This is a genomic window from Mesorhizobium sp. CO1-1-7 (genome assembly GCF_020164885.1).
Classification (GTDB): Bacteria; Pseudomonadota; Alphaproteobacteria; order Rhizobiales; family Rhizobiaceae; genus Mesorhizobium; species Mesorhizobium australicum.
The window spans coordinates 151,953-173,464 of sequence record NZ_JAIUHA010000011.1 but is presented as its reverse complement, the minus strand read 5'-3'; the positions used below and the strand labels follow the sequence as shown (position 1 = coordinate 173,464).

The 21,512-nt window shown below is 60.6% G+C and carries 20 protein-coding genes; 15 read left to right on the top strand and 5 right to left on the bottom strand.

What is annotated here, in order from left to right:
- Positions 1 to 30 precede the first annotated feature (30 nt).
- From repC to LB516_RS24150, 3 genes are all read left to right on the top strand, one after another.
- The gene (gene repC / locus LB516_RS24160; RefSeq protein WP_140722032.1) at positions 31 to 1,371 is read left to right on the top strand and encodes a plasmid replication protein RepC; all 1,341 of its coding nucleotides are present in this window, start codon (positions 31 to 33) and stop codon (positions 1,369 to 1,371) included.
- Between the two features lie 295 nt (positions 1,372 to 1,666).
- Complete coding sequence (locus LB516_RS24155) at positions 1,667 to 2,002, top strand: antitoxin Xre/MbcA/ParS toxin-binding domain-containing protein (protein WP_140664019.1); 336 nt, start codon at positions 1,667 to 1,669, stop codon at positions 2,000 to 2,002.
- Positions 1,999 to 2,517, top strand: a complete 519-nt coding sequence (locus LB516_RS24150) for an RES family NAD+ phosphorylase (RefSeq protein WP_140663897.1) — start codon at positions 1,999 to 2,001, stop codon at positions 2,515 to 2,517. The genes LB516_RS24155 and LB516_RS24150 overlap by 4 nt, the downstream gene beginning before the upstream one ends.
- A gap of 101 nt (positions 2,518 to 2,618) precedes the next feature.
- Here the strand turns inward: LB516_RS24150 and LB516_RS24145 are convergent, their stop codons facing one another.
- Positions 2,619 to 3,833 carry a site-specific integrase gene (locus LB516_RS24145; protein WP_140722035.1) on the bottom strand — a complete coding sequence of 405 codons (1,215 nt, stop codon included), beginning with the start codon at positions 3,831 to 3,833 and terminating at the stop codon, positions 2,619 to 2,621.
- Between the two features lie 125 nt (positions 3,834 to 3,958).
- Between LB516_RS24145 and LB516_RS24140 the strand changes: the two genes are divergently transcribed.
- From LB516_RS24140 to LB516_RS24120, 5 genes are all read left to right on the top strand, one after another.
- Entirely contained in the window at positions 3,959 to 4,915 is a 957-nt protein-coding gene (locus tag LB516_RS24140) for a DUF1403 family protein (protein WP_224720483.1), read from the top strand.
- 2 nt (positions 4,916 to 4,917) lie between these two features.
- Positions 4,918 to 5,610, top strand: a complete 693-nt coding sequence (gene scpB / locus LB516_RS24135) for an SMC-Scp complex subunit ScpB (RefSeq protein WP_140663889.1) — start codon at positions 4,918 to 4,920, stop codon at positions 5,608 to 5,610.
- Between the two features lie 231 nt (positions 5,611 to 5,841).
- The gene (locus LB516_RS24130) at positions 5,842 to 6,684 is read left to right on the top strand and encodes a hypothetical protein (protein WP_140663886.1); all 843 of its coding nucleotides are present in this window, start codon (positions 5,842 to 5,844) and stop codon (positions 6,682 to 6,684) included.
- On the top strand, positions 6,681 to 7,109 hold the full coding sequence (locus tag LB516_RS24125) for a hypothetical protein (RefSeq protein WP_140663885.1): 429 nt from the start codon (positions 6,681 to 6,683) through the stop codon (positions 7,107 to 7,109). Before LB516_RS24130 ends, LB516_RS24125 begins: the two co-directional genes overlap by 4 nt.
- A gap of 103 nt (positions 7,110 to 7,212) precedes the next feature.
- Positions 7,213 to 8,019: a hypothetical protein gene (locus LB516_RS24120; RefSeq protein ID WP_140663882.1), complete on the top strand. Its 807-nt coding sequence runs from the start codon at positions 7,213 to 7,215 to the stop codon at positions 8,017 to 8,019.
- 1,391 nt (positions 8,020 to 9,410) lie between these two features.
- Here LB516_RS24120 and LB516_RS29185 read toward each other — a convergent pair.
- The 4 genes from LB516_RS29185 to LB516_RS24100 form a co-directional block, all read right to left on the bottom strand.
- Positions 9,411 to 9,713 (bottom strand): DUF6527 family protein, encoded by a 303-nt coding sequence (locus tag LB516_RS29185; protein ID WP_411969429.1) that lies wholly within the window; start codon positions 9,711 to 9,713, stop codon positions 9,411 to 9,413.
- Between the two features lie 86 nt (positions 9,714 to 9,799).
- A complete protein-coding gene (locus LB516_RS24110) occupies positions 9,800 to 10,975 on the bottom strand; it encodes a ThiF family adenylyltransferase (protein ID WP_140663880.1) in 1,176 nt (391 codons plus the stop codon).
- Positions 10,950 to 11,222, bottom strand: a complete 273-nt coding sequence (locus LB516_RS24105; protein WP_140663878.1) for a multiubiquitin domain-containing protein — start codon at positions 11,220 to 11,222, stop codon at positions 10,950 to 10,952. Before LB516_RS24105 ends, LB516_RS24110 begins: the two co-directional genes overlap by 26 nt.
- Before the next feature lie 16 nt (positions 11,223 to 11,238).
- Complete coding sequence (locus LB516_RS24100) at positions 11,239 to 11,460, bottom strand: DUF2188 domain-containing protein (RefSeq protein ID WP_140663875.1); 222 nt, start codon at positions 11,458 to 11,460, stop codon at positions 11,239 to 11,241.
- Positions 11,461 to 11,614: 154 nt separating this feature from the next.
- Between LB516_RS24100 and LB516_RS24095 the strand changes: the two genes are divergently transcribed.
- The 7 genes from LB516_RS24095 to LB516_RS24065 all read left to right on the top strand — a co-directional run bounded on the left by LB516_RS24095 (position 11,615) and on the right by LB516_RS24065 (position 21,224).
- Positions 11,615 to 11,941 (top strand): helix-turn-helix domain-containing protein, encoded by a 327-nt coding sequence (locus LB516_RS24095; RefSeq protein ID WP_140663872.1) that lies wholly within the window; start codon positions 11,615 to 11,617, stop codon positions 11,939 to 11,941.
- Positions 11,938 to 12,846 (top strand): ImmA/IrrE family metallo-endopeptidase, encoded by a 909-nt coding sequence (locus LB516_RS24090; protein ID WP_224720481.1) that lies wholly within the window; start codon positions 11,938 to 11,940, stop codon positions 12,844 to 12,846. The genes LB516_RS24095 and LB516_RS24090 overlap by 4 nt, the downstream gene beginning before the upstream one ends.
- A gap of 37 nt (positions 12,847 to 12,883) precedes the next feature.
- Positions 12,884 to 13,291 carry a hypothetical protein gene (locus LB516_RS24085; RefSeq protein WP_181174547.1) on the top strand — a complete coding sequence of 136 codons (408 nt, stop codon included), beginning with the start codon at positions 12,884 to 12,886 and terminating at the stop codon, positions 13,289 to 13,291.
- A gap of 314 nt (positions 13,292 to 13,605) precedes the next feature.
- Positions 13,606 to 15,858 (top strand): DNA/RNA non-specific endonuclease, encoded by a 2,253-nt coding sequence (locus tag LB516_RS24080; RefSeq protein ID WP_224720480.1) that lies wholly within the window; start codon positions 13,606 to 13,608, stop codon positions 15,856 to 15,858.
- Positions 15,859 to 15,881: 23 nt separating this feature from the next.
- The gene (locus LB516_RS24075; RefSeq protein WP_224720479.1) at positions 15,882 to 18,146 is read left to right on the top strand and encodes a hypothetical protein; all 2,265 of its coding nucleotides are present in this window, start codon (positions 15,882 to 15,884) and stop codon (positions 18,144 to 18,146) included.
- A gap of 64 nt (positions 18,147 to 18,210) precedes the next feature.
- Entirely contained in the window at positions 18,211 to 20,331 is a 2,121-nt protein-coding gene (locus LB516_RS24070) for an AAA family ATPase (protein ID WP_224720478.1), read from the top strand.
- The gene (locus tag LB516_RS24065) at positions 20,328 to 21,224 is read left to right on the top strand and encodes a hypothetical protein (RefSeq protein ID WP_224720477.1); all 897 of its coding nucleotides are present in this window, start codon (positions 20,328 to 20,330) and stop codon (positions 21,222 to 21,224) included. The genes LB516_RS24070 and LB516_RS24065 overlap by 4 nt, the downstream gene beginning before the upstream one ends.
- Positions 21,225 to 21,512 lie beyond the last annotated feature (288 nt).

Sequence of the window (21,512 nt, the reverse complement as noted above, 5' to 3'; positions counted from 1 at the left end):
TTCTTTTGTCTGACTAGAGGCAAAGGGAAAATGGTTACGCATATCTCAACGACGCCCTTTGGGCGGCGGTCAATGACGCTTGCCCAGATGGCAAGCCAGGCAGGTGCAAAGGCGATCGACCGAACGACTGTGGTGCCTAAATGGCAGGCGTTTCGAGACATCACAGAGGCCAGGGACGCCATAGGCGCGACCGATCGTTCGCTGGCGATCCTCAATGCGCTGCTGTCGTTTCACCGTGAGGATGATCTTTCCGGGGAGGGGGGCCTGGTCGTGTTTCCCTCCAACGAGCAGCTGATCCGGCGTGCCAACGGCATGTCGCCGGCGACGCTTAGGCGCCACCTGTCCGTCCTTGTGACGTGTGGCTTGGTGATCCGTCGTGACAGCCCGAATGGCAAACGCTTTGCTCGCAAGGGGGAGGGCGGGCAGATCGAGCAGGCCTATGGCTTCGACCTTGCGCCAATCGTGGCTCGTGCCGAGGAATTCAAGCAGTTGGCGGCCGCCGTGCAAGCCGAGCGGAAGGCCTACAGGCTGGTCAAGGAGCGTCTCACCATCTGCCGGCGCGACATCGTCAAGATGATCGATGCAGGGCTCAATGAACAGGTTCCGTGTGATTGGCGCCGGTTTCAGAAGCGGTATGAGGCGGCGGTCGCTCGATTGCCGCGGACAGCCTCACGCCAGTTGCTGGAGTCGGTTGCCGACGAGTTGGAGGACATCTGGGCCGAAGTGCATCAACTGCTGGAAACATTCGTTAAATCACAAAATATGAACGCCAATGAGTCCCATTTCGAGCGCCACATACAGAATTCAAACCCAGACTCTCATTCTAACGATGAAACTGAAGAACGCCAGGATAACGAGAAAGAAGCGAGCGGCAGCGCCGGGCACGATAACAATGTGCACAGCCTGCCCAAAAGGGAGTTGCCCCTGGGAATGGTGCTGGACGCCTGCCCGGAAATCCTGAACATGGGCCGCGGCGCCCAGATCCGAACCTGGCGCGACTTTGTTGCGGCGGCCGAACTGGCCCGGCCCCATATGGGGGTCAGCCCCAGCGCATGGCAGGAGGCGGTCCAGGTGATGGGGCCTGAAAACGCGGCTATCACGATAGCTGCGATGCTGCAGCGAACCGACCAGATCAACAGTCGGGGCGGCTATCTCAGGAACCTGACGGAGCGGGCTCGCAACGGCCAGTTTTCGGTGTGGCCGATGGTCATGGCGCTGCTGCGTGCAAGGCTTGATGCAAAGACCAGCCAGAACGCCGGCAAGCCGCTCTGGAAGGACAGCGCGCATCAGGATGGGCCGGCCAGCGGCCCAAGATCCGCTGAGATCAGCGAGGCACTGCGGCTCAGCATGAAACGGAAAGGCTGGGATTGATTGGGGAGGGACGGGCCTGGTCGTTGATCAATCCCGCTCAAGGCCAAGCTGTTTAGCCGGTGTACTGGGTCACGTGCTGTCACGTCGTAAGTCGAGGCAGGGGAATGCTCTTGATCAGCCGCGAGCGGGCCATCCAACAGCCTCGTCGGTGGTCGCCTCGGTTGCGAGACTTGATGCTAACGTTAAAGTGCCTTATGTTTTGCCTAGTATTTGTGACGTCTGATATGACAGGATGTAAGCTGTGGGCCACGCACTCAGAAAAATCGCCCCGAACGCACCGTTGGTTTTGCTTTATATGGATCCGGCCGGGAACATTGCTGTCGACCAGGTGGCGGATGGCTTTGGAATGTCCAAGGGCCAATTGGCCGAGACGGCCGGCCTTGCTCGCGAGACCCTTTATCGATTGGAGCGCAGCCGCGCCGCCAAAACACAGGGGCGACTTCGTGAGATGCTTGAGATCATCAGCCGCGTGACGGATTGGGCGGGGGGAAAGGACCAGGCGATGGCGTGGTATCGAGCCCAGCCGCTTGCGGCATTCGGAGGGCGCACCGCCGAAGCGCTCGTGAAAGAGGGCAAGGCTGGTGCCGTTCGTGACTATCTCGATCACATGGCGCTTGGCGGCTTTGCTTGAGGTTCGTTGGAACCTGCTACAGGGCACATGATCCGCGTTGGGCTTTCAAACCGACTTCCGGTGAGGGAGCCGCGATCAGGGGTGCGCGCTTTAATCCCAAAGGTGTGCCCGCACTCTACCTGGCCCTGACCATCATGACGGCGGTCAAGGAAGCCAATCAGGGCTTCGCGCATCGGATCGATCCGTGCGTGTTGTGTTCCTACGAGGTTGATTGCGAGGCCATTGTGGACCTGACAACGGGGAAGGGGAGGGGAGAAGCGTCCGTCACGCTCGACGAGGTGTCGTGCGCCTGGGCGACGGCGCTCAGCAACGGGGAACGCCCGGCTTCATGGGATGTCCATGACCGCCTGCGTTCTCGAGGCATTGCCGGCATTCTGGTGCCAAGCTTTGCGCCGGGCGCCGAGGCAGAAGATTGCAATCTCGTGCTTTGGGATTGGGGGCCAGATCTGCCGCACAAGGTGACGGTATTCGATCCGAGCGGACGGTTGCCGAAAGACCAGCTATCCTGGCTATGACGGCCCTTTAACGAGTTGGCGGCTTGCGGCGCCAACTCAAACCAGATCGTCATCTGGTCTTTCTGGACATCTGGTTCGGGGCAGGGGAGGGCGCTTTCCTGCTACAACCCGCTCGCTTTGGTGAGATTGACGCGGAACCGATCGCGACGGCGCTGGTATTTGCGGGTCATTTCAGCCGAGGTGTGGCCGAGCTGCTTTTGCACATGGCGCTCGTCGACCTCGGCTGAGGAGGCCAGACCGGCTCGCAGCGAATGTCCCGAAAACCTTTGGCCGCGTTCGCCTTCCGGCAGATCACCCCGCACGCCGGCAGCAAGTGCCGCGCGCTTGACCAGCCGTGCCACCTCCTGGTCGTTGAGCCGCTCGGCGCCGACCGCCTTGCCTTGGGCGGTGACACGGCGAAACAGCGGCCCATAGCCTATTCGTGCCAGTCTCAGCCACGCCTCCAGGGCCACGATAGGGCAGGTGGCGTCCGCCGAACCGCGGCCAATCTCAACTTCGCGCCAACCGGTCTTGCCGCGCAGCGTGACCAGGACGCCTTTGCCAGGGAAGAATTCGATCCAGCCACGACCGTCTTCGGTCTGGTCACGGGCCACGTCGAGCCCGACGATCTCCGAGCGGCGAAGTCCGCCCGCAAAGCCAAGCAGCAGCATGGCGCGGTCGCGCAAGCCGCGCAGCGTGCCTCGATCGAGCGTCTCCAGCATGGCAATGAGATCTTCGGGGAGAATGGCCTCCTTCTGCACAGGTGGCTTGGCGTGGCTGTTGCGAATGCCGGCCAGCACAGTGGCGATATGCCGGTCTTTTCTGTCCAGCGGCTGACCGCGCTGGGCATAATTCCAGGTCAGCGAGGACAGACGCCGTTCAATCGTCGCAACCGTTTTTTTATCCCCTCCAGACCCAGAAGCCAGCGCCGTGATGTAGAGCCCGACCATCTGCGGATCCGGCGGCATCGGGTCAAAATATTGCCGGCGGCACCAGGCGCCAAAGTGCTTCCAGTCTGCGGCGTAGGCGCGGCGAGTGTTGGCCGAGCTCGCCGCCTCGACATAGTCACGGGCGCGCCCAGCAAGCGCCTCGAGATGCGCCGGCAGGCGCGGATTGGCGACGTCCGGAAGAGGGGAGGGAGCTTCGGCCGGCGGTTCTTCCGGCGTTGTCCCCATCGCCAGGACGACGTCGATGATGTCGGGCAAGTCGTCAGCGATCGCGTCCTGCGGCTCGACCGACAGCCGCGCGCCCGCATCGTCGTGCGCAGCCGTGCTGTGGGACGGTCCGGAGCTCTCCTGAGAGTGCTTTTTCGGCTTTTGCTCGATGAAAACAGCCATTTCTCACTTAGAGAGCAAAACGAACGATAAGGCAACATTATCATTCGTTTTATGTTGCCGACAGGCTGTGCGTTTTGGCGCGAAAATTATGGCACAAAGCGCACGAGCGCTTTACGCTCCAAATCATGATTCGCCTCGATCCCGCGACCGCCAGCTCCTCCGCGCCGCCCGCCGTTCCGGCCTGGGCGCTCGCCGCCGGCGGCGCGCCCAGCGACGCCTACGCCGCCTTCCAGGCCGGCGCCGCCTTGGGCACGCTCGACATGCTCGCCCGGGCGCAGCCTGCCTGGGCCGGGGCTTGGCGTCAGCGGCTGGCGCTGAAATGTGCCACCGCCAGCATGCGGCTGGCTGGCCGCGCCGAGGACGAAGCCGCGTTGCGCGATGCCTGGCACCTGCGCCGAGCCGGCGCCGATCCCGGTCCCGCCGGCGCGATCCTTGGTGCCTGGCGGCAGTTTTCCGCGCAGCCGCCCGTCGCTACCCCTGACCGGCTTGCCAAGATTGTCGAAATGCTCGGGTTCGCCTGGGACGGCGCCGCGCTTGCGGCGCTCTGCACGGAGATCGAAAAACTGGCGCGGTCGTCGCGGCCGGCGCCATTCGCCGCCGCGGCGATCGCCGCTCACACGGTCGCCATGCGGCCCGATGCCGAGCTGTTTGCCTGGTGGCTTGCCGACCTGGTGCTGGCGCAAAGCCTGCGCTGGCCGCGGCCGCTGCCACTGTCGATGACGCAGGCCTTTGCACTACCGCCTTTTCGCGCCGAGTCCGGCAGCAAGCGCATCCGCCCCGGGGAAAAAAGCTTTGAGCGGGCGGTCTGCGTGGCGCTGGCCCACGCGGCGGCGGAGGCCTGCCGGCTGGCAACCGAGATTGGCCGTCGGGCCGAACGGCTCATTACCTTGGCGCCGAAGCTCAGAGCAAAGGGGGCCGGCGATGTCATCCAAAGACTGCTCGACGACGATGCTGTTTCTGGCTCGCTGACGACCAAGAACCTGTCGCGTTTTGCGGCTCGACGCCTATTCGAGCGGCTGCAGCAACTCGAGGTCGTGCGCGAGCTCTCCGGCCGCCCCAGCTTCCGGCTGTTTGGACTGTAGCGATGAGCGAAGCGTCTGCTCGCCGCAAAGCAAACGATCAGCCGCCGTTGCTGGACACGGAACTCGAACATTTGCCGGCCGAGCTGCGCTGGCGCGAGTGGATGGGCCGGGTCGAGGCTGTGATCTTTGCGGCAAATGAACCGGTGACACGTAGTGTCCTCGCGCGGGTGGTGGGAAGAAACTGCAATCTCGAGCTGATCATCGACGACATCCGCGCCGAGCTCGCCGGCCGCCCTTACGAACTGGTCGCGGTCGCTGGCGGCTGGCAGCACCGGACCAAGAAGGTCTTTGCCGACGCCATCCACGTCGCCTTCGGCACGCCGGCGGCGGAGGGTGCAAAAGAGCTGACGCAGACGGAGGCGCTTGTCCTCATGTGCATTGCCTATTTCCAGCCGATCACGCGTGGCGAGCTGTCGAGCTTTTTCGGCAAGGAGGTGTCGCGCGATCTCATCGGCGTGCTGCGGGCGCAGGACCTCATCGCCTCCGGGCCGCGCTCGCCGCAACCGGGCGCGCCCTACACCTATGTGACGACGAAAAATTTCCTGTCGCAGTTTGGGCTCGACACGTTGCGCCAGCTGCCGGATTTCGAGGCGCTCGAGGACGCCGGGCTGCTGTCGAAGGAGAAGCTGCTGGCCGGTAACATCATCCCAGGGTTTGCAGATATCGATGGCGCCAGCGCCGCGCTCGACGAATAGATGATCCCATCACGGCGGGACAATCCACGCGATCTCGCCGCTCGTCAGATAGAAGATTGCGCCACGCACGCCGTCTGGGTCCTTCGCGTGACGGAAGGGAGGTGGCGGCACGCGTCCGCTTGTCGATGAAGGTCAAGCAAGATTGCAGTTTTCGGACGTTCTGGCACATTAATCCGCCAGGTAGGGGGAAGACAAATGTACTGCTCGCGGCTTTCTATACTGGCTTTGGTCTTGGCTTCGGGTATTTTTCCGGCTCCGGCTACTCAGGCAAAGGATTGCAAGGATGGTGATGCCCCACAGCCTCACCATGTAGGCAACTTCAACTTTCTTACCAGTTCCTGGGTCGAGACGGTGGACAACATGCGGCGCTATGTGTCCTGCGTCTCCAACCTCGACCCGAATAGCGACCTGATGGTGACGTGGTTCATAGCAGGCCCTTTCCAGTCGTACGTTCCAGCGACGGAAGAGGCCAAGACACCGCGGATGAGCGACGACCTGAATCCCAGGCCGATCAACGGCTGTATCGAGTACGGCCACAGCGGCGAGCGCACGCCTGCGCAGTTCATGGGGACAGCGCGCGACGATGAGCGCAACGACGAAGGCGATTTCTGCAGGCATGGCGCAACGGCCAAGCAGGTAAGCTCTTCGGATGGCGAGCTCCCCCCAAAAGGCTGGACGGACGAAGTGCGCATCTTCTTTCCCAGTGATCCTGACAATTCCCATGACTCCATGCTGGAGCTAGTGGGGAGGATAGGACTCCGCACCGAGGGGACGAGGCACTTCAAGACGTTCTTTTCGTACTCCGCGAAACAGTATGCGGGGCGGACGAAGGGCAATATCGACGATGTGAAGGTCGTGCCGAGATTCCCCGAGCAGGAGCAGTTTTTCGCTCCGGCATTCTTTGCGACCAACAAGGATGGCGTGCCGCTGTCTGCCGACGGGTCGGTCGAATGGAACGTGACCGGCGATTTCAAAAGCTGGGCCCCGGTGCCCGCCTATTATGAATTCCGTGACAAAAAGGACCGTCTGTTGTCGGCGATTCCAATGCCCCTGTTCGGCGAACCCAAAAAATGAAGATCTCGGGTTTTCTCGGAACGCTCGCCAGTGTCACGCCTAGTTTGATCATCTCATTTGTCACAGCGTGGTTTGATGTGTTCACGGGCACATCGATCCTGCGACCTCAATATGCTGGACACGCAGAGCAGACCGGCATTGCCATCGCATCCTTCCTGGCCATCGCCTGCGCACTGTTGTTCCGAACAAGGGCCGCCGACAGGCTAATGACCACTGCGTTGAAGTTGCTGCTGATAACGGTGATCCTTGGTATTTTTGCTATAGGTTGCTCCGTCTACCTAAACCATCCAAGGTCGCGCGTGCTCCAAGAGTTGGTCGTGCCTGTGTGGGATCTCACCGGCGTAGGCTGCATCGTCGCGGCAACGATGACGATCCTGTTCGCCACCATGTTTGCCCTTGCACAATGGGCCGAGCCTGTAGACTAGCCGTCGCCAACCTGGAGGGCTGGTTCGATAAAACTCGCCACGACACCACTCTGGTCACTGCCCTCTCTCTCTCGTAACAAACGCCGGAATCGAATGACCCGTGATGAACAATTCCGCCACCCCATTGTTCTCGTATTTGCTGAAGCCGCAGTTTCGGCTGAAATCCCCGGACCGCGTCCTCTCGGAAGCAGACTTCGATCTGGCGCGGATCACGGTGGAAGATTTTCGGTTCGTCACCAAAGAGATGACGGAAAACCTGGCGGAGGTGCCTGCCGAAATCCGGGCGCGAAGCACTATTTTGCGACGCCTGCTGTCCGAGAAGGACTTGTTCAATATGGGGCGCCTGTTGCCGCCGAGCACTGAGTTGAGAGTTCGCGCGCGGATGCTGGATTTCAATCCGATCCATCCTGCCGTGCTGGTGACGTGCGGCAACTATCCTTGGGCCGGGGACCGCCTTGAAGGTGTGGCCGCTGAGTTCTCCGTGAAGGGGGTGCCACCGTTGGCTGGAGCCATCTGGAGCTATCGCGACAATGCCGATGTCTCTCTTTCCGAGTATCTGGAAGGCCTCGCGATTGCGGTTTTGGGGACACCGGTGCGAAGGCGAGAAGTCATTAAATACGTAGCGGACAAGAAGGCCGCTCACGTCTCAGATCGTCGGAAGCACGCAAGCGAACAGGCAATTGATCGAGCCTGGTCGCACATGTCGATCACCATTGAGAGCTCTCGAAGGGAGAAAGTTCAATTGAACCACGTCTACCTTGAGCTTCTCGCGACGATTGAGGCGTTAAGATCCAGCCCATCGATCAATCATTATATTGGTGAACTCGGAAAATGGGTGAGGTCAGCGGAGATTATCTATCCGGGTGCAGCGAAGACCGTGGACGTAAATCTGCCCATGAGACCGCGCTAGGAGACGACTTGAACACCCGTCGCTTGCGGTGCCCGAGCCCGAAGCGGATGTTCCAGTTGAGGCCGCAAGGTCTAAGGCGCGTATTCAATTGGGCCGAAGCCATAGGGACGCTCTCGGCAACGCGAAAACCTCCATCGAATTCCTCGATCGCCTTCCACGAGGACAGCGATGCCAACAAGGTCGGCCCAGCGGGCTAAAGAGTATGACGAACCAGGGCGGCAGTTTTCGGGTCGTCGACGCAGTAGACCGGGAACGCGCTCCGGAGTCTCGCAAGGTGGCTGCTCCAGGTTGATACCTGCCGCTCGAATTTTCCCGCTTCCAACTCGGAGGGGAATATCAACAGCCTCGGCATCGGATCGACTACAGGAATTTCGGCTCCCGCCGCAATCCGGGACACAATGTTGCCGAGCCGCGGGAGCGCTGTTTCTCTGCGAAGCCCCGCAGCCATCTGTTGGATGGTCTCCAAAAGCTTGCACGTCTCGACATAGGCTGCGGAAGCCGCGTCCCGGTAGGCGGGGGCGGCTGAGGTACTTGTTGTAAACCTGCAGCTGCCGGATGACCTCTGGATTGCTCCTGCTGCGCAGCCTGCTGTCGCCCAGAGTTTTCGCCTCCCAGAAAACGATATCGATGCGTCCGCCAGGGCCATCCTCCAATGCTACCATGTCCATGCGTGGAGCGTATTTGCCTGTCCGTTCCGGTGTGCCCGCGCCCGTCGACTGTTCCGGCCACCAAGGAATTCCCATCTCGAGATCTATGACGACGTCGTTTGCCGCGACGACGCATTCCATGCCGGACTTTTCATAACCGGAATATTTATCCGCTCGCCTGATCCAGGCCGCTATGGTCTGAAGCCCTTGGTACGGGACTTCGCTATTGTTTCCCGATCTGTAGCGGACGGTCCCGTCGGACAGGTCATGTACGCTTGGCCGGGCACGTCGTCGAAAACGTACTTGGTGCACCTCCAGCCTGGGCCGTGCCATCCTGTCTAGGGACACTCTGGCGACTGATTGTCCGCAATGATAGAAGTTGAGGTATTCGTCGCGGACCGCCAGTCGCAGCTGTCGGTGCCCCTCCAAGCTGTCGGTGCCCCTCCAGCGGCGCTCCCGACGGCGCCCAGGATCGCGGAAGGTCCTGCCACCAATGCCCTTCCGGCCGCATCGTCAAAGCCCACAAGGATTCGATTTTCTTTTCGCTCAAACCTCGCACAAGGACGCCCGGACCCTTTGCCATCAAACCTCCTGCCAAATCCCATCTTCGGTACGGGCGACGTTCTGGAACAGCTCCTTGAAGCGCTCCGGAAAGAAAGTGCGGATCGGCACAAGCCTTGCAGCATTCACCGCAGCCGCGAACCGCTTTAGGTCATAGATATCTGCGTGCCCTGATGGCAACGGCTAGCCGAGGCCAATCCATCCGAGAACCGTCTTCCATACCCGTATCCACCACCTCGGCGTCCGATAGTAGGCTTCGCGCCTACGGTGGTCGTATTGCAAGGCGGTCACGGCCTGGGCAGCGCTCATGGAAGGCGCCCAATGAATCTTTCCGTCAGTGATGATGTAATGAGACCGGCAGGGCAGCTGTCCGTTGCCGATTGACGGCCAGACGGTAGGCTTTCCATCGCGCTCCCTGACACTCCACCCGGCCGGCCCGAGGGGAATCGGGACCTTGCTGCCGCAACCGCAGGCGCACAGGTGCACGGCGATCTTGTACTCGTCGGAGACGTACAAAACACCGGCCTCCGGCTCCCCGGGAACGTAGCGGACCTTCTCGAGGCGGAGTTCCGTCACTCGAGGGGCTCCGCAAACAGGTGTGGCATGACGGTGTTCATCAGCAATTGATAGGCCGGCAGCGCGTGCGCGTAAAATCCGCAGTGCTGCTTGTAGCGCAACATGGCGATGCTTGCGTTGAGGGCGTTGAGTTCGGCGATCTGGATGTTGAGCCGATACTCGTCGCCCGGCGGGTCGGTGAGGGGCACCAGCCCCTTGCCGCGGACTTCGGCGGCGTTTTCAGGCAGGAACGTGGTCGTGCGGACCATGCCGGCGAGTGCGCCGTTTTGGCGGACCAGCCCCATTCCGACATCGATGAAGGGAATGCCCAGACGCATGAGGAGGTCGAAGATTTCCGCCCGTGCGGTACCCTTGTCGACGCAGACGAACGCGAAGGTTACGCCTGCGAAGTCCGCCTCGCAGTCGCCGTCGATGGCTTTGACCTCGAAATGCAGCCCCTTGCGGAAGTTCTCGTAGCGCTGCCGGTAGACCTGCGCCTTCGGCTTGTCGAGCTCGTCCTGCAGCAGCCGCCCGGGTGAGCGGAACGCATTGTGAACGTGAAAGGGCTTTGGATCGAAGCCCCTGATTTCAAGCACATTGGTCTTCACGAGGAAGTCCAGCACATAAGCGCCGGTGCCGCCCAGTCCAATGACGGCGACCACTTCACGGGCGAACTTCGCGGCAAGGTCGCCGATCAGCGCACGGCTGGTCAGGGTGTCGCGAAAATGGAAAACACTTTCGGGGCCGGCATCCTCGTCGACGTTGAACGTGAAGGGGTTGGCCTCAGGGTATTTGTGAATAGCTGGCCCCGAGAGGATTGACAGGTAGTGCTCGATCTTGACGAAGAAGTCGGGCAGCCCGCCTGGCGGCTTGTTGGAAAAGGACCGCTGCACCACCACATCGGCCTTGGCTAACGTCACGCTTGCGGCGCCGCCGCCCAGAGAAGGTATCGGCTTGCCGTCAAGGCCGTGCGGCACGCCGCCGGCGAAAAACACCTGATGATCGACGGGTTCAACCCGCTTGCCATCGATGTCCTTGAGCACGGTCACAATCGCGCCCCAGCACAGGCTGCCCTCGACGTCGAGGTACGGGATGTCCCTTACGACAAGGTAATCGCTGTCGAGCCGGAGCGCGTAGCCCCGGTCGATCAGCTTTTGGATGTCGGCATTATGACTCGCTAGTTGGAATAACATGGAACTCCATCTCGTTCTTCGCCTTGACCGACCCGCCGGGCGCCAAAGTGCCTTCCTTGGGCTTGTCGCCGCGGGTGTAGGTCACAGAATAGATCGTCTGCGGATGCTGCGGGTAGGTCGGGTCGAAATACGTCACTACTTCCGCGTAGGTCAGGTCGTCGTTCTTCGGCACCTCGTGCGCGGTTCCGTTCACCACGATGGTGATGGTCTTGTCGTGATCGTCCTTCTTGTCGGCGGCGTCAGTCATTGTGTGTTTCCTTCTGTTAGCCCTTGGGAGGGTAGGGGTCGTTGCCGTACGAGTTGGAGTCGCGGATCTGGCCATTGGGGCGGTGGATCACGACTTCGCTGTATTGATTGATCGCGATGGCCCGGGCCGAAGAGATGGCGTCGGCCTGGGTGGGGTGAAGGGAAGTTGCACGGCTGTTGCCGGCGCCGAGCACCGCCCATTGTCCGTCACGAGGTACCACATGCTGATTTTTGCCCATGAAAGTCTCCGTTAAAACCTGTTTGCTACAAACTCGTACAACTATATCGTACGGTGAGGCTTGCGTCAATGCCCACGGTATGATGTTGTAATGCCTTATCAGACGGCGTGCCGCGCAAGCGTGCGCGCCGATATGACTCGTGGAGAAGGACTGAATGGTAGAATTGGCCGTCAAATTGAAGCAGCTGCGCCTGAGGAAGGCGAAATCCTTGCAGGAGGTCGCTGATGCGGTGGGGGCCTCCAAGGCGCATATCTGGGACCTCGAACGCGGCGCCAGCAAGAACCCGTCGCTGGTCCTGCTGAAGGGCCTTGCCGACTATTACAAGATTGGCGTGGCTGAATTGGTGGGTGAAGATCCGACGGGCGCAGAGGAAGAGCCTGACCTGATTGCCCTTTATCGCAACCTAAGCGAACTGGAGCCTGAGGATCGCGAGACCATAGCGCTCATTGCCGAGCGGCTGAAAGCCAGCCGAAAATCATGAAGATCACGCGGATGGACCTTGCCGACGCGGGCAGCCCCGAGCGCCTCGTTCTCGAGATCCTGAAGCTCGAGCCGCAGCTGCCGATTCCGGTGCCGATCGAGGAATTGTGCCTGAGACTGGACATTCACGAAATCGTGCCACTCACGACGCATAGCTATGAAGGCGGGCTCATCACCACGCCCGACAAGTTCAACGGATCGATTCTTTTCAACGAGGCAAGCCCACGGGAGCGGCGGCGCTTCACCATCGCCCACGAGCTTGGGCATTTTCTCATCCCGTCGCACGTACCCTCGGCGGAAGGCCGCTTCCTGTGTAAGTTGCAGGACATGCGCGAGCTGAAGGGCGGGGAGTCGGACCGGCGCCTGAAAATGGAAGTAGAGGCCAATCGCTTTGCCTCGCAGCTCCTGATGCCGCCCCCGAAGTTCCGGATGGATGTCGCGGTCGGCAAAGACCCTGACATCCGCCAACTGTCGTCCATCGCCAAGAAGTACGACGTCAGCAAGGAGGCGGCCGGCCGCGCATACGTCAGATTTCGCGAAGAACCTGTCGCCCTCGTCGTGACGCAGAACGGCAAGTTGTTGCGCGACTATCGCGACTCGCTCAAGTTTCCCCGACTTGCAATCCCGACCGGGGCCATGGTTCCCGCACACTCGCTGCTGCATCGCCGGAAGCATGAGATGGGCGTGCCCAGTGAGATCGACGAGACTGACGCCGGCGTGTGGCTCCCTGTCGAAAGGGGTCGCCAACCCGCGCCGCTCTATGAGCAGATTCTTCTGCAACGGCAAGGTTACGCGCTGATCATGTTGTCGCGGGACGCAGTCGCCGCCGATGAGGAAGATGTTGACGAGGAAGCCGAAATGACCTCGGCAGAACGGCTCAAACGCCGCCTGTTTTCCGACCGGTGAGGACTCGCCTCTGGATCTCGCCGGGAAATCCAAGGGATTGGTGGAAGCCGTCACTTCATGCGGTCCGGCAATCCATCCAAAGAAGGTCGGCATCGCACTGGAATTCGGCAATCTCGCGGTAACCGTTCAGCCATTCGACCACTTCCTGGCCTTGGGCGGCGGGGGTGTCCGGCTTCCGCTGGTACCCACGATTTCACATCGGGCGCTGCTTCGATCCTTGGATGGCAGACCCCTGAAGGCCGCCAAGCTGTATGAATTCCTCGGCCAAATATGCTCCTTCCTTCGATTCGTAAAAGGGACGCGGGTTGGATATGGTGAGGTCCGCAATGCTGCAACGCACTCCATGCGGTCGTTCATCAAGTGGGCAGCAGGTGGCACGACCGCCAACGGGCAGACCGAATTGAAGAGCAAGCATTGCTGGCATCTGTTCCTATCCTGCTACTAGCCGACGCGATCGCCGGGCCAAGGATGGGTACCTGTTGACTGTTGAGGCACGGGGAGAGCTCGATCTGGAAGGGCAAATGCAGGCGATATTGCACTCGATGCTGCAGGGATGATCCGGCCTCGACCAAGTGATGGCATAAACCAGACTGTTCATCGACTGACTCAATATTCACTGCGACAGAGGCCCGACTGGGCAAAGCTGGTGAGTCCACAAACAGTTGGTGGCGATGCCTCGGCAGTGGCGGTCCGTCTTCTGGCGCTCATTGACTGCCTACAATGTCAGGTGAGCCGACAACCTTTTGTAGAATCTGCCGCTTGTTTGTTACAGCAACAGCTGCGACATTGAATACTTGGCGGCGCAAGTATTTTTTTGAAGGGGGTATTGTGAAAATCCGCGAGGTCAAGGAGGCGCGCTGGGAAAGCGGTGCGCCGGCTATCTCCAGCCGACAATCGGTCGCTGCCGTGAGCAAGTCGGCGCGAGCGCAGCTGGCCGCAGCGGATCCAGCCATCGTCGCCATCCGCAATTTATCGTCCGAAGGACAGCGTCCCACGCGGATCGAGATGGAGGCGATGATCGAAGATTTCGATCTTGTCGATGCCAACTTCATTCCTCGCTGCAATCTGATCATGAACTGTATTGCCCGGTTGCAAATCGACTCTGAGCGGGGCCGAGAGCAAGCAACCGGATTCCTTGTCGCACCTGGCCTGTTGATGACCAATCACCATGTGCTTCCAAACGCGGAAGCGGCGATTGGCGGCCTTGCACAGTTTGGCTACTGGCACGACATAGCCGGCGGGGACAATCCGACCGTGACCTTTGCGATGGAACCCGACCGTTTCTTCGTCAACGATAAGGAGCTCGACTTTGCGGTGGTCGCTCTCTCTCCGACGGCGACCAACGGGGTTGCGCTGAGCGAGCGCGGTTACCTCAAGCTCAGCCCTGGCACTGGCAAAACGTATGAGGGCAAGTTCGTCACCATCGTGCAGCACCCCGACGGCGACTATATGCAAATAGCGCTCCGCGAGAACAAGGTCGTCACGGCGTCCCAGGAGGAGTTCGTCATCCGCTACACTGCCGACACCGCTCATGGCTCGTCAGGTGCGCCAGTATTCAACGACAGCTTTCAGATCGCGGCGCTTCACTCTGGCGGCCGGATCAAGCGCAACGAGGCGGGCCAATTCCTGCTCAAGAGCGGTGAATATGTCGCGAGCGTCGACGATCGCGATGAATCAGATGTGGTCTGGGAGTTCAACGTCGGCATTCGCATCAGCCGCATCTGTGCAATTCTACCCGAGATGGCAGCGGCGCAACCGGGGAGTTGGCGACCGGTCGTCGAGGCGGCAATGGCGGGCGGCGACGTGCTTAGCGCTGCGATCGCCAGAAAGGGCAACAGCAGCGCGCCGATTTCGGATGGGAGGGAAGGTAAATTGGTCGAGGAAGTGACGCAAAAGCCTGCAGTCTCCGCAGCCGGATCGGTGAGCGATGGTTTGGGCGGGCTTATCCTGCCGCTGGCCCTCAGGGTGAGTTTGGTCGGCGCGCCTAGTGACGTCGCGCCTGTCGTCACGGCGCCAGAGAAAACGACCGTCAAGGCCGAGCCGCTCGTCGACTCTACCGAGGCGGCGACATTCCAAATTCCGGTGATCTTCGACAACCTGCCGAGCCGCCAGGGCTTCAAGCGCAAGTTTCTGGGCAAGAGCGCCCCCATGCCCAAGTTGACGCCTCAGGGGGAAGCAATCGCGGCACCGCTTCTCGATGGTGGTGGGACCGAGCTGAAGTACAACAAGTTCTCGATCTGGATGCACGCCGAGCGGCGTATAGCGCTCTTTACCGCGTCCAACGTCGACTGGCGCGACCGGCCAAAAACTGTCGACGAAAAGCCGACTGACCGGGACACGCTCTGCGGGTTCCCTCCGGACAAGAGGATCTACGAGCAATGGGTGACTGATCCGCGGATCGCTGCCAGACACCAGCTCCCCGACATTTTCTTCACCAAGGACTACTACAAGCCCGGGTCGGAGGCAGGCGCATTCGACAAGGGCCACATCGTGCGGCGCGACGATGTGTGCTGGGGCGACACTTTCGACGACATCCAGATGGCCAACGGCGACACTTTTCACGTCACCAACTGCTCACCGCAGATCGGTGCCTTCAATCAGGCCCCTAAGGGAGAGGATAACTGGGGCGATCTCGAAGTGTTGGTCCAGAAGCAGACCGGCCCTGACAAGGACAAAGAGAAAGTCGTGATCTATGCGGGTCCAATATTCGGCGCCAAGGATCGTTGGTTCAACGGACGTGACGACGACGGCGGTATCCGCGTGCAGATACCGCGCGCCTATTGGAAGATCGTGGTCAACAAACAAGGCAGCGCCGCCGGTGCCTACGGCTTCGTCCTCAAGCAGGATGTTATCCCGTTCACGGAGGATGAGTTCAAGATCACGCCCAACTGGAAGGGCGAGCTTGAGCGCATCAGCGCCATCCAGGACGCGATGCGTGGTTGGATCGACCTGTCCGAACTGATCGCCATCGACAAGTACGACGAGGCAATTTCCAACCCAGACATAAAGTAGGTCCGTGTGTGAACAATAGGCGGATGAGTGGAAGGAGAGAGTTGAGGCACGGAATTGGTACTCAACTTAGAGCGAAGTTTCTACAATGGAAAGGCGGCCTCACCACCCGCCTGAGGCTTGTTCGCGAAGCCAGAGCACCGGTAGTGGTTGCCGCCGTTTCTGCCGCGGCCCTGACTTTTCCCGAGCAGACTCATGAGATTTACCGGGTTCTTGCTTTGGATACACAAGGCCAGGTCGGTCCGTTGATATTCGCCCTTGTGGCGCTGCTGAGCCTGGCGGTCGGACTTTCGCTACTCGGTTTGGCCCTCACGCAACCTGGCAGTCGATTTAGAGCGGCGTTGGTGGCTGTGATCGCTTTGCTACCATTTCTAGGCGCCGCCAGCGGGCTTTTCCTAGCGGGATCGAGGACAAAGGTCATGGGCGCGGGGCAACCTGCCGGCGCGCTCGATGGGGCCTTTTCCGCAATCTTCGATTCGATATCCGACCTTCCCTCGAACCTCGTGTTAGCCGCCCTCTTAGTGGCATTTCTGGGTGCGCTGGTCGCAGCCCTTTTCCTGTGCGTCGGGCGAACGTTCCGTCCGCGTTTTGTTCGGATCCTCGGTCCGATATGCGGCTTGGGCTCAGTAGGTTGGGTCGCGTTTGCACTTGCCCCGTACCGACTCCCTGTATTGTTGGGCAGCATGGCCATAGTGCTCTTCTTTTTGCTGGTTACAGGAGGGTTCCTGAGCGTCCTTTTTCGGTTACGCGACCGTTGGAACATTCCCGCTTTCTCCATCCTGCTGATCGTCGCTGTCTACCTTTCGTGGTTGAACGTCAGCGACAACCATATTCCGTCGAAGGTGCGACGTCCCGAGGGTGCCGCAGGTGTTCAACCGACTGCCGCAGCGCTCTATGCTTGGCTCTCGGCTCGCGGTGACCGCGATCATTTCCTGAGTTCGGGACGTCCATATCCGGTATTCATCATCTCCGCGGCAGGCGGCGGGCACTACGCCGCAGACTTTGCCGCCACATTCCTTGCTCGCGTTCAGGATCGCTGCCCAAGCTTCTCCCAGCACATCTTCGCAATAAGTTCGGTTTCCGGCGGTTCAATCGGCGCGGGCGTCTTTGCGGCGCTAGCGAAGTCGTTTGCCGCCAACGGGCCCTGGGCCGAATGCGCCGTTGGTACGATGGCCCCGGGCATGTTCGAGCGAACCACGCGCCAGATTCTCGATCGCGATTTCCTCGCACCAGTGATGGCGTCGATGCTCTTCAGCGATCTGCCGGCGACGTTAGTTCCAGCGTTGATTTCGCGCCACGATAGGGCTGACGTCTTCGACACCGGACTCGAGCGCGCATGGAGCGATGTACTGCCGGCCATCCAAAATCCGCTATCTGCACCCTATTTGGGTTTCTGGAGGCCAGATGGTGCTGCGCCGGCAATCTTGGCGAACACGACTCAGGTCGAAAACGGTATGCGCGTGGTGGTGGCACCGTTTATGTCAATCGACGGCCCGCTGGAGGCAGGCACACTCCATCAGAGAGCGCGCTACACGCGCTATTTTAACGGCGAGCTCGTCGATGACGGATGGGAGGCGTTGGGTGCAGACGAGGACATTAAGCTTAGCACCGCACTGGGGCTGAGCGCCCGTTTTCCGTGGGTCATGCCGGCGGCCCGCGTCATCACCAGCAGAACCGAGTTCCGGCTGGTCGACGGTGGTTATCTTGACAACTCCGGCGATGAAACGGCGTTTGACCTTATCATGGAGCTTCGTCAGGTTCAGCAGCTAGGTGGAAAGCTCACGATTGGGCAGGTGCCCCCTTTCGAAGTCCATTTGATCACGCTCACGTCGGAAGGCGTTCTGCGGCCGGGAGCAGTCGAGGGATTTGGCGACCTGCTTTCGCCAGTGCGCACGCTCCTTGCCTCGAGGATCACGAGGGCCGACATGGCGACCCATCGCATCAGGACGCTTCTAAACCCCCAGCACGGTTCGACAGCGGGAACCACAGGCGATTTTTCCTCACCGTCTCCCCTCGTCAAACTGAATGCCGCATTGTCCCTGCCGCTCACATGGCAGCTAGCCAATGCGACGCAGCGAATGATATCGGCTCAGGTCGGTGATGCTGCTTCCTGCAGGCATGCGGCTGTCATCGAGTTGCCCGAGTTGCGTGCCGGCACACCGCCATCCGATGAAGAGTTAATTCGCCATATCAGTGATGCTGCTCTAACCAACAGCTGTGTCGCATGCTCAATCAATTTTCGGCTGTCAGGAACCGCCGCCCCGATGGGACGGCCTTGCTCCAGTCCGTGAGGCGCAATCGCATTAGATATGACTTTAGCGGGCGTTATTGGTCGGACAGAAGAGGGAGGGGTGATTGCGCTATATCGACAGACGCCGTGTCGCAGGTCCTGCCGCCCTGCGATCGACTTTGGCGCAGGACTATCGTGTCCGGGTAGATCGATATCTCAGTCAGGGAAATCGAGGCGAGCGACCGCCCAAGCTGCCGTTCGAGGTGCTGGAAGACCGAGAACTTCGTCGCTCGCTTGATCGCCTGTTTGAAGGAGCCTGCGCATACTGCGAGACGCCAGTGACCACGGGGGGCGAGATCGACCATTTCCGACCACAGCAGGGTGCGGAAGGTGGCGATGGGGAGGTGCACTACCAGCACTACTGTTGGCTCGCGCTCGACTGGGCGAACCTCTATCTTGCATGTCCGGACTGTTTGCGGGAGAAGCGCAACCGCTTCCCCGCGGACCCCCGCGGACCCATCCGACGCTCCGTCGCACAACTCCGCAACATCGAACGCGAGACCTTGATTGACCCGTGTGCCGATCTTCCCGCAGACCACTTCTCCATCGATCACCGGGGCAACCTAATCGGCAAGACGTCGCGTGGGGAGATGACGATCGACATCCTCGACCTAAACCGGCCGACCCTTATCGAGGCGCGTAGCGGGGTGCTACGGGTCTTTCTATCGCCACGCCAACCTATGTCGGCGCGGATCGACAGGCTCCTGCCTCGTGCCCCGTACTCCGGTGCTGCCTGGCTCGCTCTCCTCGAACGGTTTCCGCCTTACTTGGCACGCGCGAGGATGCGGCGGCGGCCGACGAACAGGCGGACTCTCGGCAACCTAATCACCAACGCCTTCAGCCCTGAAGACCCAGACTTGATCGACGATGGATGGCGGCCTGATGAAGGACGCCGACGGCGCCGCTACGTGCGCCGCGTATCGGTCAGGCATTTTCGAGGCCTTGTCCAAGCCGTCCTCGAGTTTCCTCCGCGCGGCAAGGAGCAGGTCAAAGCGGCCGGGTCGGTGGTAGTGCTCGGCGACAACGGTGTTGGAAAGACGTCCGTGCTGCAGGCCGCCGCACTCGGTTGTCTCGGTCCGGAACGTGCGTTGGATGCCAACGTCACGCCGAACTGGTGCCTCACCGAAGGGGAGGAGGAGGGCGAGATCGTCGTCGAGTTCTGGGGAACAGAGCGTACAAACCGCGTTTCGTTCAACTCCTCGTCGCCGGCGTTCGACGGCCACGCGCAGGTGCCTGTGATGGTGCTTGGATACGGTGCATACCGTATGGCGGCGCGGCGCGAGCTGACCCATCGCGGCAGCGAGTACGAGTTCCGCATCCAGAGCCTCTTCTCGGAGCGTGCGCTCGTGAACGGCGCCTTTGGACTTCGCCAGCACCTCAGACGAGCGAACGGCGAACCCGATGTCGAGCGACTAAACGACGCGACTCGCGCCCTCAACGCCGTACTCCGAGGCAGGGCGAAGGCAAGCTTGGGCGCGGGCAACCGACTAATCGTGGATGAGAATGGACGAGCCCAACCGCTCGATGAGCTTAGTTCAGGGTTCAAGAGCATCGTTGCGATCACGGCCGATATTATGGATGTCATGTATGAGGTGTGGAACGGGATGACCTCCGCGCAGGCGTTCATCCTGATCGACGAAATCGATGCCCACCTCCACCCGTCGTGGCGGCTGGCAGTGGTGGAAGCCTTGCGTGAGACATTCCCACTTGCACAGTTCCTGATGACAACCCACGACCCACTTCCGCTGCGCGGGTTGATCGAAGGCGAAGTAGTCATCCTCGACCGCGGCGAGAACGGAACCACTATCGAGCGACCTGCTGTCCTCGGATTGGACGGGATGAGCGTCGACCAGATCCTGACGTCCGACCTGTTCGGCCTGACCACGACGTTCGACATCACTACTGCCGACCGGCTGGCCCGGTACTATTCCCTCCTTGCGCGGCCGGTCCGTTCGGAAGCTGAAGACCAGGCGCTCGTCGCTGCTGAGGCTGCACTTCCGTCGGCAGTCCCGCTCGGCGACAATCCGCGCGAGAGGCTCATGTACAGGATCATCGACACCTATCTCTCTCGCCATGAGGGCTCGCGAGTCGAAAAGATGAGCGTCCAGACCATCGACGAACTCGTAAACCTCTTCGAGCTCGCCGAGAGGGATGCAATCGAGCAAGATACAAAGCGCGAGACATGATCAGGCGACCGCGTCACCTTGTGAACGCGCCGGACGTCCTCGCAGACGTCGGCTCGCCGGCGGCCGCAGAACGGCAAGCGGCACACGAATACTACAACGCTTTACCTCTGCCGACCGCGAGCATGACGTTCAGCGCATATGGCAACGACGAGGTGAAGCACCGTCTCAACGAGCTGTTCAATTACAAGTGCGCATACTGTGAAACAGACTTCGGCCCAGGGATGCCTGTCGATGTAGAGCATTTTCGCCCAAAGGGACGCGTAGTCGGACCGGCTGGTAACCTGCTATTTCCAGGCTATTGGTGGCTCGCGTCGACATGGGCGAATCTCCTGCCATCTTGTATCGACTGCAACCGAGGGCGATGGCACCAATTGGACGGTTCGCACTATAAATATGGCAAGGAAAACCTGTTCCCGTTGAAGGGAGGTGCGATGCCGGCGACCACACCGGCCGCTGTCGCCACTGAAGAACCCCTGTTAATCGATCCCGCCGCCGAAGACCCCGCCGCGCATCTGAACCACGTCTACAAGCAGTCGCCGTCGGGACGCAGCGAGAGCGTCGTCGAGCCGACCATCGGTGCGCTCGGGGCGGAGGACCCAAGGGGCCGTGCTTCGATCGAAATCTACGGACTGAACAGGCCACGGCTTGCATATTCGAGAAAGCGGATGATCGAGCGGATGAAAAGCGCGATCGACAACGTCGAATTACTCTACAGCCTAGCGGACGACGAGGATCACCAGGCAAAAAAGGACAGGCTCAAGGAGAATGGAAGACTAGCGCTGAACCAAATCGTCCGGGACTACCTCCATTGGATGAACCCGTATGCCGCCTCGTGTCGCGCATACTTCCGAAAGTGGCTCGAAGACTTCCGCTCGAACGGATCGGCGCCCTAGGCGCGAGGAGAGTCACGTCGACGAGCGAGGGGTCGCTGAGTATGACCGCCGCCGCATTAGCCAAGTCATTTCATCATTTTCAGTTGGTGTTCCGCGATGTCCGCTTCTACAAGGGCCTTATGCCCGGCGGGTTACGACCCACATATTTGTTCGAACCTCCCGAGGTCACGGTCAATCTCCTGTCAAGACGAACTGGGTTACGTTCCGAAGGCGGCTCGGTGAATCGCGCGCAAATGATTTCAATCGGTGGCTACCATAGAAGCTGCATGAGGGAGCCGGTGATTTGGC

What these genes read in the sequence shown, in the direction of transcription:
- LB516_RS24110 (WP_140663880.1), bottom strand. Translation starts at nt 10,975, where the DNA reads ATGTTATTCCAACTAGCGAGTCATAATGCCGACATCCAAAAGCTGATC.
- repC (WP_140722032.1), top strand. Translation starts at nt 31, where the DNA reads ATGGTTACGCATATCTCAACGACGCCCTTTGGGCGGCGGTCAATGACG.
- LB516_RS24105 (WP_140663878.1), bottom strand. Translation starts at nt 11,222, where the DNA reads ATGACTGACGCCGCCGACAAGAAGGACGATCACGACAAGACCATCACC.
- LB516_RS24090 (WP_224720481.1), top strand. Translation starts at nt 11,938, where the DNA reads ATGAAGATCACGCGGATGGACCTTGCCGACGCGGGCAGCCCCGAGCGC.
- scpB (WP_140663889.1), top strand. Translation starts at nt 4,918, where the DNA reads ATGAGCGAAGCGTCTGCTCGCCGCAAAGCAAACGATCAGCCGCCGTTG.
- LB516_RS24100 (WP_140663875.1), bottom strand. Translation starts at nt 11,460, where the DNA reads ATGGGCAAAAATCAGCATGTGGTACCTCGTGACGGACAATGGGCGGTG.
- LB516_RS24120 (WP_140663882.1), top strand. Translation starts at nt 7,213, where the DNA reads ATGAACAATTCCGCCACCCCATTGTTCTCGTATTTGCTGAAGCCGCAG.
- LB516_RS24140 (WP_224720483.1), top strand. Translation starts at nt 3,959, where the DNA reads ATGATTCGCCTCGATCCCGCGACCGCCAGCTCCTCCGCGCCGCCCGCC.
- LB516_RS24125 (WP_140663885.1), top strand. Translation starts at nt 6,681, where the DNA reads ATGAAGATCTCGGGTTTTCTCGGAACGCTCGCCAGTGTCACGCCTAGT.
- LB516_RS24145 (WP_140722035.1), bottom strand. Translation starts at nt 3,833, where the DNA reads ATGGCTGTTTTCATCGAGCAAAAGCCGAAAAAGCACTCTCAGGAGAGC.
- LB516_RS24065 (WP_224720477.1), top strand. Translation starts at nt 20,328, where the DNA reads ATGATCAGGCGACCGCGTCACCTTGTGAACGCGCCGGACGTCCTCGCA.
- LB516_RS24155 (WP_140664019.1), top strand. Translation starts at nt 1,667, where the DNA reads ATGGATCCGGCCGGGAACATTGCTGTCGACCAGGTGGCGGATGGCTTT.
- LB516_RS24075 (WP_224720479.1), top strand. Translation starts at nt 15,882, where the DNA reads ATGAGTGGAAGGAGAGAGTTGAGGCACGGAATTGGTACTCAACTTAGA.
- LB516_RS24095 (WP_140663872.1), top strand. Translation starts at nt 11,615, where the DNA reads ATGGTAGAATTGGCCGTCAAATTGAAGCAGCTGCGCCTGAGGAAGGCG.